The sequence below is a fragment of the Pseudomonas sp. CFBP13528 genome (assembly GCF_005233615.1).
Classification (GTDB): domain Bacteria; phylum Pseudomonadota; class Gammaproteobacteria; order Pseudomonadales; family Pseudomonadaceae; genus Aquipseudomonas; species Aquipseudomonas fluorescens_AM.
The window spans coordinates 149,158-166,477 of record NZ_QGAJ01000005.1 but is presented as its reverse complement, the minus strand read 5'-3'; the positions used below and the strand labels follow the sequence as shown (position 1 = coordinate 166,477).

The 17,320-nt window shown below is 62.0% G+C and carries 16 protein-coding genes; 10 read left to right on the top strand and 6 right to left on the bottom strand.

Annotated features, from left to right (window positions below):
- The first annotated feature begins 12 nt into the window (after nucleotides 1-12).
- Nucleotides 13-447, top strand: a complete 435-nt coding sequence (locus tag PspCFBP13528_RS12630; protein WP_065884521.1) for a MarR family transcriptional regulator — start codon at nucleotides 13-15, stop codon at nucleotides 445-447.
- Between the two features lie 132 nt (nucleotides 448-579).
- Here the strand turns inward: PspCFBP13528_RS12630 and PspCFBP13528_RS12625 are convergent, their stop codons facing one another.
- On the bottom strand, nucleotides 580-2,769 hold the full coding sequence (locus tag PspCFBP13528_RS12625) for a patatin-like phospholipase family protein (RefSeq protein WP_137200331.1): 2,190 nt from the start codon (nucleotides 2,767-2,769) through the stop codon (nucleotides 580-582).
- A gap of 83 nt (nucleotides 2,770-2,852) precedes the next feature.
- On the opposite strand from PspCFBP13528_RS12625, the gene PspCFBP13528_RS12620 reads away from it, so the two are divergent.
- A complete protein-coding gene (locus PspCFBP13528_RS12620; protein ID WP_065893778.1) occupies nucleotides 2,853-3,140 on the top strand; it encodes a SelT/SelW/SelH family protein in 288 nt (95 codons plus the stop codon).
- A 2-nt stretch (nucleotides 3,141-3,142) separates the two neighbouring features.
- Here PspCFBP13528_RS12620 and PspCFBP13528_RS12615 read toward each other — a convergent pair whose 3' ends face one another.
- Together PspCFBP13528_RS12615 and PspCFBP13528_RS12610 are read right to left on the bottom strand one after the other, a co-directional pair.
- Complete coding sequence (locus tag PspCFBP13528_RS12615) at nucleotides 3,143-4,024, bottom strand: DMT family transporter (protein WP_065893777.1); 882 nt, start codon at nucleotides 4,022-4,024, stop codon at nucleotides 3,143-3,145.
- 94 nt (nucleotides 4,025-4,118) lie between these two features.
- On the bottom strand, nucleotides 4,119-4,868 hold the full coding sequence (locus PspCFBP13528_RS12610; protein WP_065893776.1) for an AraC family transcriptional regulator: 750 nt from the start codon (nucleotides 4,866-4,868) through the stop codon (nucleotides 4,119-4,121).
- A 137-nt stretch (nucleotides 4,869-5,005) separates the two neighbouring features.
- Here PspCFBP13528_RS12610 and PspCFBP13528_RS12605 point away from each other — a divergent pair, with 137 nt between their 5' ends.
- Entirely contained in the window at nucleotides 5,006-5,815 is an 810-nt protein-coding gene (locus PspCFBP13528_RS12605) for a UDP-2,3-diacylglucosamine diphosphatase (RefSeq protein ID WP_065884526.1), read from the top strand.
- 126 nt (nucleotides 5,816-5,941) lie between these two features.
- On the opposite strand, the gene PspCFBP13528_RS12600 is transcribed toward PspCFBP13528_RS12605, so the two are convergent.
- The 3 genes from PspCFBP13528_RS12600 to phhA all read right to left on the bottom strand — a co-directional run bounded on the left by PspCFBP13528_RS12600 (nucleotide 5,942) and on the right by phhA (nucleotide 8,381).
- Nucleotides 5,942-7,135, bottom strand: coding sequence for an amino acid aminotransferase (locus PspCFBP13528_RS12600; RefSeq protein WP_137200330.1), 1,194 nt, complete (start codon nucleotides 7,133-7,135; stop codon nucleotides 5,942-5,944).
- Complete coding sequence (locus PspCFBP13528_RS12595; RefSeq protein ID WP_137200329.1) at nucleotides 7,135-7,491, bottom strand: 4a-hydroxytetrahydrobiopterin dehydratase; 357 nt, start codon at nucleotides 7,489-7,491, stop codon at nucleotides 7,135-7,137. The genes PspCFBP13528_RS12600 and PspCFBP13528_RS12595 overlap by 1 nt, the downstream gene beginning before the upstream one ends.
- Nucleotides 7,492-7,589: 98 nt before the next feature.
- Nucleotides 7,590-8,381, bottom strand: coding sequence for a phenylalanine 4-monooxygenase (gene phhA / locus PspCFBP13528_RS12590; protein WP_065949694.1), 792 nt, complete (start codon nucleotides 8,379-8,381; stop codon nucleotides 7,590-7,592).
- 257 nt (nucleotides 8,382-8,638) lie between these two features.
- On the opposite strand from phhA, the gene PspCFBP13528_RS12585 reads away from it, so the two are divergent.
- The 7 genes from PspCFBP13528_RS12585 to flgK all read left to right on the top strand — a co-directional run bounded on the left by PspCFBP13528_RS12585 (nucleotide 8,639) and on the right by flgK (nucleotide 17,315).
- The gene (locus PspCFBP13528_RS12585; RefSeq protein ID WP_065949693.1) at nucleotides 8,639-10,201 is read left to right on the top strand and encodes a sigma-54-dependent transcriptional regulator; all 1,563 of its coding nucleotides are present in this window, start codon (nucleotides 8,639-8,641) and stop codon (nucleotides 10,199-10,201) included.
- 327 nt (nucleotides 10,202-10,528) lie between these two features.
- Nucleotides 10,529-11,269: a flagellar basal body rod protein FlgF gene (locus PspCFBP13528_RS12580; protein WP_065949692.1), complete on the top strand. Its 741-nt coding sequence runs from the start codon at nucleotides 10,529-10,531 to the stop codon at nucleotides 11,267-11,269.
- Between the two features lie 70 nt (nucleotides 11,270-11,339).
- Nucleotides 11,340-12,125 carry a flagellar basal-body rod protein FlgG gene (gene flgG / locus PspCFBP13528_RS12575; protein ID WP_057721328.1) on the top strand — a complete coding sequence of 262 codons (786 nt, stop codon included), beginning with the start codon at nucleotides 11,340-11,342 and terminating at the stop codon, nucleotides 12,123-12,125.
- A 52-nt stretch (nucleotides 12,126-12,177) separates the two neighbouring features.
- Entirely contained in the window at nucleotides 12,178-12,873 is a 696-nt protein-coding gene (gene flgH / locus PspCFBP13528_RS12570) for a flagellar basal body L-ring protein FlgH (protein WP_065949691.1), read from the top strand.
- Between the two features lie 27 nt (nucleotides 12,874-12,900).
- Nucleotides 12,901-13,989: a flagellar basal body P-ring protein FlgI gene (locus PspCFBP13528_RS12565; RefSeq protein ID WP_065949876.1), complete on the top strand. Its 1,089-nt coding sequence runs from the start codon at nucleotides 12,901-12,903 to the stop codon at nucleotides 13,987-13,989.
- A gap of 4 nt (nucleotides 13,990-13,993) precedes the next feature.
- A complete protein-coding gene (flgJ, locus tag PspCFBP13528_RS12560; RefSeq protein WP_065949690.1) occupies nucleotides 13,994-15,259 on the top strand; it encodes a flagellar assembly peptidoglycan hydrolase FlgJ in 1,266 nt (421 codons plus the stop codon).
- A 10-nt stretch (nucleotides 15,260-15,269) separates the two neighbouring features.
- Nucleotides 15,270-17,315 carry a flagellar hook-associated protein FlgK gene (gene flgK, locus PspCFBP13528_RS12555; RefSeq protein WP_137200328.1) on the top strand — a complete coding sequence of 682 codons (2,046 nt, stop codon included), beginning with the start codon at nucleotides 15,270-15,272 and terminating at the stop codon, nucleotides 17,313-17,315.
- Nucleotides 17,316-17,320: the final 5 nt, after the last annotated feature.

Below are 17,320 nucleotides of genomic sequence, written 5' to 3'. Positions count from 1 at the left end.
CATGAGTTTTTTATGCCGTTAACCGATCAACACCGTTTTGGCATGCAGTTGGCGCAAATGTCCCGAGGTTGGCGCGCCGAGCTGGACCGCCGCCTGGCGGGGCTGGGCTTGTCCCAGGCGCGATGGCTGGTGCTGCTGCACCTGGCCCGTTTTACCGAAGCACCTACCCAGCGTGAATTGGCACAAAGTGTCGGCGTGGAAGGGCCGACCCTGGCGCGTCTGCTCGACAGCCTGGAAGGCCAGGGCCTGGTGCAACGCCAGGCCGTAGTGGAAGATCGCCGCGCCAAACGTATCCTGCTGTGTGACACGGCGCGCCCGCTGATCGACCAGATCGAGACCATCGCCACGGCGTTGCGCCATGAACTGTTCGTTGGGGTGGACGAAGAGGATCTGCGCGTGTGCATGCGTGTCCATGGGCATATCCTGGCGAATCTGGAAAAGTCCTGATTCCCCAGTGTTCCGAAGATCAAGAAATGTGGGAGGGGGCTTGCCCCCGATGGCGGTGAGTCAGCTAAATATAAGCTGGCTGATCCACTGCTATCGGGGGCAAGCCCCCTCCCACATTTATTCTGCGCTGTGTCAGAAAGTCTGGCCCAGGTTCAGGTACACCGCCTTCTGGTTATCATCATTGAACCCATAGCTGAAATTCAACGGCCCCAGCGGCGTATCGAAGCCGAGGAAAATGCTCGCCGCGTTGATGTAGCCGCTGTCGAACTCATTGTCATTGTTCCACGCCCGGCCCCGCTCCAGCGAGGCTCCGAGGTACAGCGGAAAATCCAGCGGCAGGTATGAGCGCGGCGTCAGGCGGCGGTAGTACACCGCGCGCATCAGGCTGATGTTCTGGGCCGAGATCGCATCCTGGCGAAAGCCTGACAATTGTCGCGCGCCGCCCAGCAGGAAGCTGGACACCACCACGTCCGAATCATCCAGGGTGCGTCCGTAGCGACCACCGAGAATCAGGGTGTCGGGGCCGTGGCTCATGGCTTTGTCCAGCTTGAACTCCCATTGGCGGTAGCGCTGGTCCGAACCCAGCCCGGGCGCGAACTCCCGGAAGGCGAGGCCGATGTCTTCGCCGGTGTGCGGGAAGTACACGTTATCGAAAGAATCGAACGAGTATTTCAACTCATAAAAACCCTCGCTGAAGCTCATGCTCGGCAGGTCGCGGTCGCCAATGCGCACGTCCGCCTTGCCCCAGGCTTCTCCGACGCCGAAGCGGATTTCGCCGCTGTTGCCGATCTGCCGTCCGACGTTCAGGCCGAAACCGTAGCGCTCCAGCCGGTATTCAGAGATGGGATCGTTGTCCAGGGTCAGCTCGACGTTCTGCGCCTGAGCCCTGATATAGGGCGCGATAAAGTAGCGCGAGCCGGTGTCCATCGGTTGATAGAACTCGCTGTACAGCTCCTGGCGGTCACCGATCTGCACCCGCGTCAGCCATTCGGCGCCGAGGCGGTTGATCCCGTTCACCCGGTAGCTGGCGCCAAGGTTGAAGGCGCTGTCGCCGCGCATGTCATCGGACAGGTTCAGCCCCAGGCGCAGGTAGTCGGTGCCGCTGCGTTTGCCGCGCGCGCTGATGACCAGGGTATTGTCCTTGCCCTTTTTCACCACGCGGTATTGCACCTGCTCGAAATAGTCCAGGCCGTACAGCGTGCCCATGTCCGATTGCAGGCGGCCAAGGTTGAGCGGTTCGCCCAACGTCTGGCGGATGTAGTAGCGGATCACGTCATCGCTGACCTTGGAGTCGTTTTCCACGTCGATCGCGGTAATGATCGGGGTGCGTTCGCCCGGTGTGCGGGCGGCGGTCAGTTGCGGGTCGACCGGCTCAGCGGGGCGCAGGTGCGCCAGGCGCAGGTCGAGGGCGCGGGTGGCGCGGTAGCCGGCGTCGATCATGTCCCTGGCGCGTCCGAAGTCCGTCACGCCGTAGGCTGCCAGGGGCGGTTGGATCAAGACGTCCCTGGGGTGCAAGGCCTTGAGTTGTTCCTCGGAATTGCGCCGGGTCATCAGGGTGATGGACTGGTTGAGCACATCGACCACGGTCGCCAATTGCTTGCGTGAGCGCAGCGGTGTGCCGATGTCCACCACGATGGCGATGTCCACGCCCATGTCCCGTGCCACGTCCAGGGGAATGTTGTCGGTCATGCCGCCGTCGACCAGCAGCCGCCCGTCCAGCTCCACCGGCGCGAACACCGCGGGGATCGACATGCTGGCGCGTATCACCTGGGGCAGGTGGCCCTTGCTGAACACGACTTTTTCGCCGGTGGTGATGTCGGTGGCCACGGCACGGAACGGAATCGGCAGTTTGTCGAAGTTACGCGTGTTGCTGCTGTGGGCGAACATGCTTTCCAGCAGCAGCGCCAGGTTCTGGCCCTGGATCACGCCCAGCGGCAGGCCGAGGCTGCCGTCGTCGCGGAAGCTGAGTTTCTGCTTGACCAGGAAATCGCGGTCATCCTGCTTGCGCCTGAACGGCACGTCTTCGCGCGGCGGTGCGTCGGACAAGGCCTGTTGCCAGTCGATACTGAGGGCGAGCTTTTCCAGCTCGTCGATCTTGTAGCCCGAGGCGTACAGCCCGCCAATCACCGCGCCCATGCTGGTGCCGGCAATCGCGTCGACCTGGATACCTTGTTCTTCCAGCGCCTTGAGCACGCCGATATGCGCCAGGCCACGGGCGGCGCCGCCGGACAGCACCAGGCCGATTTTCGGGCGTGGGCTTTCAACGGCGTCGGCGAGCAGGGGAAGCAGGCACAGGAACAGGCAGGACAACAAGCGGCGCATCATGAATCTCGAGGCTGGGCGATAAAGGCCGCTATTATAGCCGCTCGATCCGCCCAAGCCGTCACCCAGGAGCCTTTCACGTTATGTCCGCCAGCAAACCCGAGATCGTGATCACCTATTGCACCCAGTGCCAGTGGCTGTTGCGTGCCGCGTGGCTGGCCCAGGAATTGTTGAGTACGTTTGCCGAGGATCTGGGCAGAGTGTCGCTGGAGCCGTCGACCGGCGGCGCGTTTCGCATCACCTGCGACGCTGTACAGATCTGGGAGCGCAAGGCCGATGGCGGTTTTCCGGAAGCCAAGGTGCTCAAGCAGCGTGTGCGCGATCAGATCGACCCGCAGCGCGACCTGGGGCATAACGACCGCACGCAGTGACGTCAGGTCGCCACCGGCTGTTTGGCCTGGCTCGCGCTGCCCATCAGGCCGGAAAGCACGATGGCGACGATGATCAATGCGCCACCCAGCAGCATGCGCAGGGTGGGCGTTTCGGCAAACAGCAGCCAGGCCACGGTGATGCCATAGACCGGTTCCATGGCAAACACCACCGAGGCGGTGCGCGCCTTGATCACCGCCAGGCTGGCGACGAACAGGCTGTGGGCCAGGCCGGTACAGAACACCCCGAGCAGGCCGATCCACAGCCAGTCCAGTGCGCGCACATCCGCCAGCCCCGGTGCCGCCACGGGCAGCAGGCAGACCGCGACCACCACGTTCTGGCACAGCGCGGCCTGTACCGCCGGAATGCGTCCGGAGCTGGCGCGGTTGTTCAATGACAACAAGGCGAACAGCAGCCCCGATGCGATGCCCCAGAGCAAGCCGCCCGTGGCGTCGCTGGCCAGGTTGAAGTCCGGGGTCACCAGCACCAGGCCGATGCTGACCAGCGCTACCAGCACCATTTCATTGGCGCGAATCCGCTCGCGGAAGATCAACCCCTCAAGGATCACCGTAAAGGCCGGGAAGGCGGCGAACCCCAGGGTTGCCACCGCCACCCCGGCGACCTTGACGGCGATGAAGAAGGTCACCCAGTGCGCGGCAAGCAGCACGCCGCTGACCAGCAGGCGGCGCCAGTCGCGCATCTGCAGGTGTTTCCACGGCGCATTGCTGGCAAAGCGCGCGAACACCGCCAGGGCAATCACCGCAAACGCGGCACGCCCGAATACGATGATGGACGGTGAGGCGGCCGCCAGTTTGCCGAACACGCCGGTAAGGCCGAACATCAATGCGCCGATATGCAGGGCGCCGAGGGCTGAGCGGGGAGTCATTACGATGCCTACCAACGAAAGTGACCACCAGTCTAGAGGTTGGGTGAAAGGGATGTCTGTCGTGCGGCTCGCGATTTTTAGCGCGAAACTCTTCCTATGACGTTCGCCGCATTGTGCCCGGCGAGGCGCCAAACTCGCGCAACATGGCGGCAGCGAAGGCACTTTGCGAGCGGTAGCCCACGCGTGCGGCGATCTCACCCACGGGCAGCGGCGTCTCGCGCAGCAGCGTCAATGCCATTTGCAGGCGCTGGTGGCGCACGTAATCCATGGGGGTCTGCCCGCATTCAAGCATGAAGCGCGCGTGCAGGCGCGCCACTGACAGGCAGGCAATCCGTGCCAGGTCCGCGACATGCAGCGGGTGAGCGGCGTGGCGTTCGATATGCGCGTTGAACGCGGCATAAGGCAGGCGCCGCCCCGGCGGTGGCATCGCCTGCGGATGATTGAGGCTGGCGAGCAGCAGCAGCGCGCCTTGCCGGGCGATCAATGGATCCTGTATCGGGCTGCCGGCCAGCCATTGCACCAACTGGTGCTGGCGCGAATCCAGCGCCAGCCGGGCCGGCCGGTCGAGCAGGCGGCGACTGGCATCGGCGTGGTCACCCAGTGTCTGCAGCAGCCAATGCTCGGTTGGCACATCCAGCACCAGGCAGCGGCTACCGTCGCGGCTGCCGCAGGCGTGGTGAGCGGCAAACGGCAGGATCATCACGCTGCTTTCCTGCACCTGATCAGCACAGCCATCCACTTCGAAATCCAGGCGCCCGGACAGGCCAAACACCAATTGTGCATGGTCATGGCTGTGGGCGATGGGGGCATCGGTGTACTGGCGAAGCGTAAGACTGGGGCTCATTGCGCTCTCCTGGGCGGCAAGTCCCCAGTCTACATCGCTTAGGGGCGGCCAAGCGTTGTCATCAGACTGACGCGCAGTTGTCATGGGCTATTAACCACCAGGGCGCAAGCTCGCGAAAACAGCGTCGAGGGACACCCATGACCCGTGCCGAATTCGCCAAGCCCAGCCGCAAGCAACGGGTGCGAACCCTGTGGATTTCCGACGTGCATCTGGGCACCCGGGACTGCCAGGCTGAGCATCTATCGCAGTTCCTCAAGGGCTATCACGCCGACAAGGTGTACCTGGTGGGTGACATTATCGATGGTTGGAAAATGCGTGGCGGCATGTATTGGCCCCAGGCCCACACCAACGTGATCCGTCGCCTGCTGACCATGGCCAAGCGCGGCACCGAGGTGATTTATGTCACCGGTAACCATGACGAATTTCTACGGCGCTATTCCAAGCTGATCCTGGGCAATATCCAACTGGTGGACGAGGCGGTGCATGTCACGGCAGATGGTCGTCATCTGCTGGTGATTCATGGCGATCAGTTCGACGTGATCACCCGTTACCACCGCTGGCTTGCCTTCCTGGGTGACTCGGCCTACGAATTTACCCTGACGCTGAACCGCTGGCTCAATCACTGGCGAGCGCGCTATGGCTACGGTTATTGGTCGCTGTCGGCGTACTTGAAGCACAAGGTAAAAACCGCCGTGAGTTTTATCAGCGATTTCGAAGAGGCCATCGCCCACGAGGTGACCAAGCGTGAGTTGCATGGGGTGGTGTGCGGGCATATCCATCATGCCGAGATCCGCAAGGTGGGCGAGGTGGATTACCTGAACTGCGGGGACTGGGTGGAATCGTGCACGGCGTTGATCGAGCACTGGGATGGGCATATCGAGTTGTATCGATTGGCGGATGCGCAAGCCAAAGAGGCGCTGCTTAAGGCTGAGATGGTCACAACCTGAAGTCTTGACTGGGCCAAATGTGGGAGGGGGCTTGCCCCCGATGGCGGTGGGTCAGCTAAATATAAGCTGGCTGATCCACTGCTATCGGGGGCAAGCCCCCTCCCACATTTTTTAATCCCGGTGTCTTCAGTTGGAAACGTCGGCGATGGCTTGGGCCAGTAGCGTCAGCCGTGTCGCATCAACCCCGGCCACATTGGCCCGGCCCGAACTGACCATGTACACACTGTGCTTCTCCCGCAGTTGCCTGACCTGCTCGGCACTCAGACCGGTATAGGAAAACATCCCACGCTGTGTGCCGATATGGGCAAACCGCTCGGCCAGGCCGTGGGGCGCCAGTGCTTCCACCAGCCCGGCGCGCAGTTGCGCAATGCGTGAACGCATGGCTTCGACTTCGTCGCTCCACTGCTGTTTGAGCTCGGCATCGCCAAGGATGGTCGCAACCACGGCGGCACCATGGTCCGGCGGCGTCGACCACAGGTTGCGCGCCGTATTGGCGAGCTGGCTGCGCACATCCATGAGCTTCTCGGCATCTGCTGCACACACGATCAATGCGCCAACGCGGTCGCGATACAAACCGAAGTTCTTCGAGCACGAGCTGGTGATCAATACTTCCGGCAGTTCAGCGGCAAACAGGCGCACCGCCCAGGCGTCCTGCTCCAGGCCGTCGCCAAAGCCCTGGTAGGCGAAGTCGATCAACGGCAGCAATTGGCGCTCGCGCACAATCTGCAACACCTGGCGCCAGTCATCCCGGGACAGGTCGAACCCGGTCGGGTTGTGGCAGCAGGCATGCAGCAGCACCACATCACCCTTGGGCACGTTGGACAGGGTGGCGAGCATCGCCGCCACATCCAGGCGATTGTCGCTGCTTACGTACGGGTAATGACTGACCTTGAGCCCGGCCTTGGCGAAAATGGTTTCGTGGATCGGCCAGGTCGGATTGCTCAGCCACACACCACGGCCAGGCAGGCTGTGGGCGATAAAGTCGGCGCTCAGGCGCAGGGCGCCGGTACCCCCCGGCGTCTGGGTGGCGCCGGCACGGCGTTCGGCGATCAACGCCGAACCGGCGCCCAGCACCAGTTCGCTGATCAGTGCGCCGAAGACGGCATCGCCGTGCCCGCCGATGTAAGTCTTGGTGGCCTGGGTATCGACCAGGCGCTGCTCGGCACGTTTTACCGAGTCCGGGATCGGCGTCAGGCCCTGGTCGTCCTTGTAGACGCCCACGCCCAGGTCGAACTTGTCCGGGTTGGTATCCTGGGCGTACAGGTCCATCAGCCCGAGAATCGGGTCGCCGGGCACGCGGCCAATCGCATCGAAGTGCATTACTTGAGGCCCTCGGCGCGCTTGGCCACTTCATCGGTACGCGCGGCCATGATGAAGTCGTTACGGTGCAGGCCCTTGATGGAGTGGCTCCACCAGGTCACGGTGACTTTGCCCCATTCGGTGAGCAGGCCAGGGTGATGGCCTTCGGCTTCGGAGATTTCACCCATGGCGTTGGTGAAGGCCAGGGCGAACTTGAAGTTCTTGAACAGGAAAACCTTTTCCAATTGCATCACGCCATCGCGCACTTCGATGTTCCAGTCCGGGATCTGTTTGATCAGCTCCGGCAGTTCTTCATCGCTGACTTGCGGGGCGTCGGCGCGGCAGGCTTCGCAGTGGGCTTGGTTCAAGGTGGTCATGGGCGGTGTCCTGAATTCGAATGTTTGAAGGTCAGTGGCGTTACCCTAAAGCAACGCGGGGCCAGGGAACAGACTCACCTGGCCTTATAACGTAAGGTTCAAGCGGCTTTTGGTTTGGGTGGAAACTTTGGCGCGTGCAGGCCCAACTCCATACCACGCTCGACCATGCCCATGATGTCTTCCTGCGCCACGTCGAACAGGCGCTTGAGCTCGGGCAATACGAAGTACAGCGGCTGCAGAATGTCGATGCGATACGGCGTGCGCATGGCTTCCAGCGGATCGAACGCCTGATGTTCGGGCTCGTCCGACAGGCAATACACACTTTCTTTAGGCGAAGACAGAATGCCGCCACCGTAGATGCGCCGGCCTTCAGGGGTATCCACCAGGCCAAACTCGATGGTCATCCAGTACAGACGCGCCAGGTACACCCGTTGCTCCTTGGTGGCCGCCAGGCCGAGCTTGCCGTAGGTGTGGGTGAATTCGGCGAACCAGGGGTTGGTCAGCAGCGGGCAGTGACCAAAGATCTCGTGGAAAATATCCGGCTCTTGCAGGTAGTCCAGTTCTTCGCGGGTACGAATAAAGGTCGCCACCGGAAACTGCTTGCTGGCGAGCAATTCGAAGAAGGTCTGGAAGGGGATCAGCGCCGGCACGCGAGCGACTTGCCAGCCGGTAGTCTCGGCCAGTACTTGGTTGATCTCGCCCAGTTGCGGGATGCGATCCAGGGGCAGGCCGAGCTTGTCGATGCCGTCCAGGTATTCCTGGCAGGCACGGCCCTCGATCACCTTCAACTGGCGCGTGATCAGGGTATTCCACACCGCGTGTTCTTCCGGCGGGTAGTGGATAAAACCTTGCGCATCGGGCTCGCGGGCCACGTAGTGCGTCTGCTTCATACGGCTCTCCTGCTAGGCATTCGTTCTTGTTATGTCCTGCTGTGTCTCTATTGATAACCCGGGCGCGGCGGGTTTCCACCCGGTTCAAAAGCCTTTGCGTAGGAAAGGTTACTGTATTTCGTAAACTATTCGTTACGTATGCAGGACTGGTCGCGACCATGGGCTGGGAAAAGCCCGTCTACTGTCACATAATCTTGACGACTTTCTGCGCCAAGCGGCAAATAGACGCGGCGCCTTACCCACTTTCGGACCTTTTCATGCGTATCAAAGTGCATTGCCAGAACCGCATCGGCATCCTGCGGGACATCCTCAACCTGCTGGTGGAGTACGGCGTGAACGTCGCCAAGGGCGAGGTCGGCGGCGAGCATGGCAACGCCATCTACCTGTTCTGCCCGAACCTGGTGAACATGCAGTTCCAGGCGTTGCGCCCGCAGTTCGAGGCGATAGCTGGGGTGTTCGGCGTGAAAAGGGTAGGGCTGATGCCCAGCGAGCGTCGGCACATGGAGCTCAATGCGCTGCTGGGTGCCCTTGAGTTTCCGGTGCTGTCCATCGACATGGGTGGCTCGATCGTCGCCGCTAACCGTGCGGCGGCGCAGTTGCTGGGTGTGCGCGTGGACGAAGTGCCGGGCATTCCGCTGTCGCGCTACGCCGAAGACTTCGACTTGCCGGAGCTGGTGCGCGCGAGCAAATCGCGGATCAACGGCCTGCGGGTCAAGGTCAAGGGCGATGTGTTCCTGGCCGATATCGCGCCGCTGCAGTCGTCCGAACACGACGACAGCGAAGCCATGGCCGGCGCGGTGTTGACCCTGCACCGCGCCGACCGCGTAGGTGAGCGCATCTACAATGTACGCAAGCAGGAACTGCGCGGCTTCGACAGCATTTTTCAAAGCTCCAAAGTCATGGCGGCGGTGGTGCGTGAGGCGCGGCGCATGGCGCCGTTGGATGCGCCTCTATTAATAGAAGGCGAAACCGGCACCGGCAAAGAGTTGCTGGCGCGGGCCTGTCACCTCGCCAGCCCGCGTGGGCAATCGCCTTTGATGGCGCTCAACTGCGCCGGTCTGCCTGAGTCGATGGCCGAGACCGAGCTGTTCGGCTACGGCCCCGGCGCATTCGAAGGGGCCCGCGCCGAAGGCAAGCTGGGGCTGTTGGAGCTGACGGCGGGCGGTACGTTGTTTCTCGACGGCGTAGGGGAAATGAGCGCACGCCTGCAGGTGAAGCTGTTGCGCTTTTTGCAGGACGGTTGCTTTCGTCGTGTCGGCAGCGACGAAGAGGTGTATCTCGATGTGCGGGTGATCTGTGCGACCCAGGTCGATTTGTCCGAACTGTGCGCGCGCGGCGAATTTCGTCAGGACCTCTATCACCGCCTCAATGTACTGTCGCTGCATATCCCGCCGTTGCGCGAATGCCTTGATGGGCTGGCGCCCCTGGTCGAGCATTTTCTCGATCAAGCCAGCCGACAGATTGGTTGCCCACTGCCCAAACTGGCGCCTGCCGCAATGGACAAGCTCAGCCACTACCACTGGCCGGGCAATGTGCGGCAGTTGGAGAACGTGCTGTTCCAGGCGGTTTCACTGTGCGAGGGCGGGACGGTGAAGGTTGAGCATATTCGCTTGCCCGATTATGGCGTGCGCCAGCCGCTTGGCGATTTCTCGCTGGAAGGCGGGCTGGAGGAGATTGTCGGTCGGTTCGAGAAGGCCGTTCTGGAAAGTCTCTATGCCGAGCATCCGAGCAGTCGGCAATTGGGCAAGCGCCTGGACGTATCCCACACCACTATCGCCAACAAACTGCGTGATTACGAAATCCTCAAGGCCGGGAAATAATCCGCTGACACACTGCGGTGAAAATGTGGGAGGGGGCTTGCTCCCGATAGCGGTGTGTCAGCCACAGATTGATCGACTGACCCACCGCTATCGGGAGCAAGCCCCCTCCCACATTTGATTTGCGTCGCCTACAAGACCGAGGCTTGCCGTGAGCGGCAGTAGTCCGCCGTTTTTTCGACTCTCGCCCATGCTCGAAATCTTGCTGCTCACCCGAAAACCCCCGCCCCGCCTGCACTTCAGCCATTTTTAAAAAGTTGGTTCGCAAATTGCTTAAGCCTCCTCAGTACAACGGTGGGCGGCAAGCGTCCGTCAGAAAGAGGATAGAGCGTGGACAAGTACCTTTATGTGGCAATGACCGGCGCCAGCCAGAATGCTCTGGCGCAGAAGGCCCATGCCAACAATCTGGCGAACATTTCCACCAATGGTTTCCAGCGCGACCTGGAGCAGGCGCGGTCGATGCCGGTGTTCGGTGACAGCTTTCCGGCGCGGGCCTTTGCCCTGACCGAGCGGCCGGCTACCGACTTCACCCCCGGCGCGATGATTGAAACCGGGCGTGACCTGGACGTGGCCGTCAGCGGCGACGGCTGGATGGCCGTGCAAACCCCGGATGGCGGCGAAGCCTACGTGCGCAGCGCCAGCATGAACGTGGACGCACTGGGCGTACTGCGGGCCGGCAACGGTATGCCGATCATGGGTAATGGCGGCCCGATTGCCGTACCGCCCCAGCAGAAAATCGAAGTGGGTTCGGACGGCACCATCAGCATCCGCGCCATGGGCGAAGGACCGCGGGTGATGGCGGAAGTGGACCGCATCAAGATGGTCCAGCCCGACCTCAAGAACATGACCAAAGGCCTGGACGGCACCATTCACACCAAGGATGGCCAGCCGGCCCAGGCCGACGCGAACGTCAAGCTGACCTCGGGCTTCCTGCAGGCGAGCAACGTCAATGCCGTTGAGGAAATGACCGCGGTATTGGCGCTTTCCAAGCAGTTCGAGCTGCACGTCAAGATGATGAACAGCGCCAAAGAAGACGACCAGGCCATGACCCGCGTCATGCAGATGAGCTAATAGCCTTAGCGGGCGTTTAAATAAACAGTGCAGCACGGCGCCAACAAACAGGCGCACAGAGGAGAACAGCATGCTTCCGGCTCTATGGGTTGCCAAGACAGGCCTGTCCGCCCAGGACACCAACCTGACGACCATTTCCAACAACCTGGCGAACGTGTCGACCACGGGTTTCAAACGTGATCGCGCCGAGTTCCAGGACTTGCTCTACCAGATCAAGCGCCAGCCAGGCGCCCAGTCGACCCAGGACAGCGAATTGCCGTCGGGTCTGCAACTGGGTACCGGTGTGCAGATCGTCGGCACCCAGAAAAACTTCAGCGCCGGTAACCTGCAACAGACCGGTCAGCCGCTGGACATGGCAATCAACGGCCGTGGCTTCTTCCAGATCCTGCAACCGGATGGGACCACGTCCTACACCCGTGACGGCACCTTCCACCTGGACTCCAACGGCCAGATCGTGACCGCCAACGGTTTCGCCCTGGAACCTGCCGTCGTGGTTCCGGCAGACGCCAAGACCTTTACCGTCGGCAACGACGGCACCGTGTCCATCACCGTGGCCGGTAACCCGGCGTCGCAAGTGATCGGCAACCTGCAAACCGCCGACTTCATCAACCCGGCCGGCCTGCAGGCCATGGGCAACAACCTGTTCCTCGAAACCGCCTCCAGCGGCGCGCCGCAAATCGGCACCCCAGGCCTGAACGGTTTCGGCACCACGCTGCAGAGCACCCTGGAAACGTCCAACGTCAGCACGGTCGAGGAGATGGTCAACATGATCACCACCCAGCGCGCCTACGAGATGAACTCCAAGGTGATCTCCACCGCCGACCAGATGCTCTCGTTCGTTACGCAGAATCTGTAATCAGTCTATGGGGCGCCTTCGAAAGCGCCTGCAACACCGTGAGGTTAGGGTCATGAATCGCTTTGTTTCTGTTCTGGCATTGAGTGGGATCGCCGTACTTACGGGCTGTGTCGCCCCGTCGCCGAAACCCAATGACCCGTACTATGCGCCGGTGTTGCCGCGCACGCCGTTGCCGGCGGCGGCCAACAATGGCTCGATCTACCAGGCCGGTTTCGAGCAGAACCTGTACAGCGACCGCAAGGCGTTCCGGGTCGGGGACATCATTACCATCACCCTGAACGAGCGCACCCAGGCCAGCAAGAACGCCAACTCGCAGATCGGCAAGACCAGCAAAGCCAGCCTGGGCCTGACGTCGTTGTTCGGTGGCGTACCCAACACCAACAACCCGCTGGGCAGTGGTGACCTGAGCCTTGACGCCGGTTACAGCGGCGACCGTGCCACCAACGGCAAAAGTGCGGCGGCCCAGGGCAACACGCTGACCGGTTCGATCACCGTGACCGTGGCTGACGTATTGCCCAACGGCATCATTGCTGTACGCGGTGAAAAGTGGATGACCCTCAATACCGGCGACGAGCTGGTGCGCATTGCGGGCATGGTGCGCGCCGATGACATTGCCACCGACAACACCGTGCCGTCGACGCGGATTGCCGATGCGCGCATCACCTACTCGGGTACGGGTTCGTTTGCCGATGCAAGCCAGCCGGGCTGGTTCGACCGTTTCTTCCTCAGCCCGCTGTTCCCTTTCTAGGTGGCCATTTTGAACGTCAAGCAACTGATGGCGGCGGTAGTGTTGCTGTCCCTGAGCGCCGTCTCCCAGGCCGAACGCCTGAAAGACATCGCCAGCATTTCCGGCGTGCGCTCCAACCAGTTGATCGGCTACGGGTTGGTGGTCGGCCTCAGTGGCACGGGTGACCAGACCACCCAGACCCCGTTCACCCTGCAAACCTTCAACAACATGCTGTCGCAGTTCGGCATCAAAGTGCCGGCGGGTTCGGGCAACGTGCAACTGAAAAACGTCGCGGCGGTGTCGATCAGTGCCGACTTGCCGGCGTTTTCCAAGCCGGGGCAGGTGGTGGACATCACCGTTTCGTCCATCGGTAACTCGAAAAGCCTGCGTGGCGGTACCTTGCTGATGACGCCGCTCAAAGGTATCGACGGCAACGTCTATGCCATCGCCCAGGGCAACCTGGTGGTGGGCGGGTTCGACGCCGAAGGCCGCGACGGATCGAAGATCACCGTCAACGTGCCGTCGGCCGGGCGCATTCCGGGTGGCGCCACGGTTGAACGCACCGTGCCGAGCGGGTTCAACCAGGGCAACAGCCTGACCCTGAACCTCAACCGTTCCGACTTCACCACCGCCAAGCGCGTGGTCGACAAGATCAACGACATGCTCGGCCCAGGCGTGGCCCAGGCCATCGATGGCGGCTCGGTGCGCGTGACTGCACCTCTGGACCCAAGCCAGCGTGTGGACTACCTGTCGATCCTGGAAAACCTTGAGGTGGACCCCGGCCAGGCGGTGGCCAAAGTCATCATCAACTCGCGCACCGGCACCATCGTGATCGGCCAGAACGTCAAGGTCTCGCCGGCGGCGGTGACCCACGGCAGCCTGACCGTGACCATCACCGAAGACCCGATCGTCAGCCAGCCCGGGCCACTGTCCAACGGCCAGACTGCCGTGGTCCCGCGTTCGCGGGTCAATGCCCAGCAGGAAGCCAAGCCGATGTTCAAGTTCGGCCCCGGTACCACCCTGGACGAGATTGTCCGCGCGGTGAACCAGGTGGGCGCGGCCCCCGGCGACTTGATGGCGATCCTCGAAGCCCTGAAACAGGCCGGCGCCCTGCAAGCCGACCTGATCGTGATCTGAGGCCATGGTCATGGATATGCGCAAGAGCGGTCTTACCAGCACGGCGGACTCGGGGTCTTACTCCGACCTGAACCGGCTTAACCAGCTCAAGGTCGGCGACGACAAGAACAGCGAAGGCAACATGCGCAAGGTTGCGCAGGAGTTCGAGTCGTTGTTCTTGAGCGAAATGCTCAAATCCATGCGTTCGGCCACCGAGGCCCTGGGCAAGGACAACCCGATGAACACCCCGGCGGCCAAGCAGTACCAGGAAATGTATGACCAGCAATTGGCGGTGTCGATGTCCCGCGAAGGCGGGGGGATCGGCCTGGCCGACGTGCTGATGCGCCAGATGCAGAAGAACAAACCGGTGGACGCCCAGGCCGCCACCTTGCAGGGCCCCGCCACGGCCGAGACGGTGAAGAAGGTCGATGTGCCGACTGAAATCGCCGCCGGCACCCAGGCCGAGGGACCGTTGGGGCGCTCCAATGGCCAGCGTCCGTTGTGGGCCTACCGCGTCGCCGAGCCACAGGCCGGTGCCGCTGCGTCCCACAGCAACGACATGGAGCTGATGAACCAGCGCCGTATTGCCTTGCCAAGCAAACTGACCGACCGCCTGCTCGCGGGGATCGTGCCGAGTACCCAGGTCGAGGCCAAGGTCGCGCCGCTGCGCAACAGCGCCGCCGATGACAATGTGATCAATAGCGGTGCGCGCAGCGTTGCTGTGCCGAGCGCGAAGATGCAGGTCTACGGTCGCGCCATTGCCCAGCCACCGCTGGCACCGGCGAAGAAGGCCTTCAGCTCGCAGGATGAGTTCGTCGCCACCATGTTGCCGATGGCCAAGGCCGCCGCCGCGCGTATCGGTATCGATCCGAAGTACCTGGTGGCTCAGGCCGCCCTGGAAACCGGTTGGGGTAAATCGGTGATGCGTGCCGAAGACGGCAGCAGCAGCCACAACCTGTTCGGCATCAAGGCCGGCCAGAGCTGGCAGGGCGGCCAGGCGCGGGCGATCACCAGCGAGTTTCGTGACGGCGCGATGGTCAAGGAGACGGCGCAGTTCCGCTCCTACAGCTCCTACCAGGACAGCTTCCATGACCTCGTGACGCTGCTGCAAAGCAATGATCGCTATAAAGAAGTTGTGAAATCAGCCGATAACCCGGAACAGTTTGTACGCGAGTTGCAAAAAGCCGGTTATGCAACCGACCCGGCCTACGCCAGCAAGATTTCGCAGATCGCCAAAAACATGAACAGTTACCAGAATTACGCTGCCGCTGGCGCAACCACACATTTATAAGGTCTGAACCATGAGTTTGCTCAGTATCGGGATGTCAGGGCTCAATGCCGCTCAAGGATCGCTGTCGGTCTTGAGTAATAACATTGCCAACGCCAACACCTCGGGTTATTCGCGTCAGCAGACCACGCAGAATGCCAATGCCAACAACCCCTACGGCGGTGTGTATATCGGCAGCGGCACGACCCTGGCGGATGTGCGCCGGGTGTATAACGAATTCCTCGATGCGGCCTACCAGAACAGCACCGCGCTGAGCAACGACGCCAAGGCGTATGCCAGCCAGGCCAGCGCCATCGATAAGACCCTGTCGGACAAGACCACCGGCATGTCCTCGGTACTCAGCGGTTTTTTCGCCGCTGTGCAGACTGCGGCGGCCAACCCCAGCGATGTGTCCGCCCGGCAAGTGCTGCTGACCAGTGCCCAGACCCTGAGCAACCGTTTCAATTCGATCTCCGGCCAGTTGAACGAGCAAAAACAGTCGATCAATGGCCAGCTCGGCACCATGAGTGATCAAGTCAACCAGTTGACCTCGTCGATTGCGTCGCTCAACAAGCAGATCACCCTGGCCCAGGGCTCCGCCAGCAGCGCCCCGGCCAATCTGCTGGATGCACGCAACGAAGCGGTGCGTTCGCTCAATGAACTGGTGGGCGTGACCACCAGTGAAAAAAACGGCGTGTTCAGCGTCAGCACCGGCACCGGCCAATCTCTGGTACTGGGCGATCAGTCCAATACGATTTCGGCGGTCCCGAGCAACAGCGATCCGAGCCAGTACACCATTCAACTCAATGCTGGTGGCGGCACGGCGATCGACCTGGGCAATGTGCTCAGCGGCGGCAGCATCGGCGGCCTGCTGCGCTATCGCAGTGACGCACTGATGCCGGCCATCAATGACCTGGGGCGAATCGCCCTGGCCACCGCCGATACCGTCAACAGCCAGCTGGGCCAGGGCCTGGACCTGAACGGCGACTTTGGTTCGTCGCTGTTCAAGGACATCAACAGCGCGGCCGCCATCGCCCAGCGCAGTCAGGGCGCGATGGGCAACAGCAGCGGCTCCGGCAACTTGAACGTGAGCATCAGCGACACCAGCAAGCTGTCGACCTACGACTACAAAGTGACCTTTACCAGCGCCAACAACTACACCGTCGTGCGTTCCGACGGCAAGGCCATGGGCGCGTTCGACACCAACACCGCGCCGCCGCCGGTCATCGAAGGTTTCACGTTGGCCCTGGATGGCAAGGGCCCGATGGCAGCCGGTGACAGCTTCAAGGTCAGCCCCACCGCCAACGGTGCCAGTGGTATCGGCACCGGACTGACGGACGCCAATAAAATTGCATTCGCGGGGCCCTTGCTGGGTGAAAGCAGCAAGACCAATCAGGGCACCGGCACATTTACGCCGCCGTCCCTGACGCAGCCTATCGATATTCATGGCGGCGCCGACACCGCTCAACTGCGTACCGGCATTGAACACTCCATGCCGGTGAAGATGGTCTTCGGCAAGCCTGCGGCAGACGGCACCCAGGGCTACACCCTCAATGACGCCCAGGGTAATCCGATCGGCACCGGCACTATCGTTCCGGGCCAGGGCAACAAGATCACCGTCGACGTCCCGATGCGCGATGCCAATGGCGCACTGCTGGTGCCGGCCAAGAGCTTCAAGTTCGATACCACCGTCGGCGGTTCGCCCGCAGACGGCGACAGCACCACGTTTTCCTTCAACGCCTCGGGCAAGTCGGATAACCGCAACGCCCAGGCGATGCTCGACCTGCAAACCAAGGCCACGGTCGGCCTGTCCGATGGCAGTGGCGGCGGCGTGAGCCTGGTGACGGCCAACAGCCGCCTGGTCTCGACCGTCGGCGCCAAGGCTGCCTCCGCCGCCACCGACACCACCGCCACCGGTGCACTGCTCAAGGCCAACCAGGATGCGCGCAACTCGGTGTCCCAGGTCAACCTGGATGAAGAGGCGGGCGATATGATCAAGTTCCAGCAGTACTACACCGCGTCGTCGCAGATCATCAAGGCTGCGCAAGAAACCTTCAGCACGCTGATCAATAGTCTTTAAGGGAG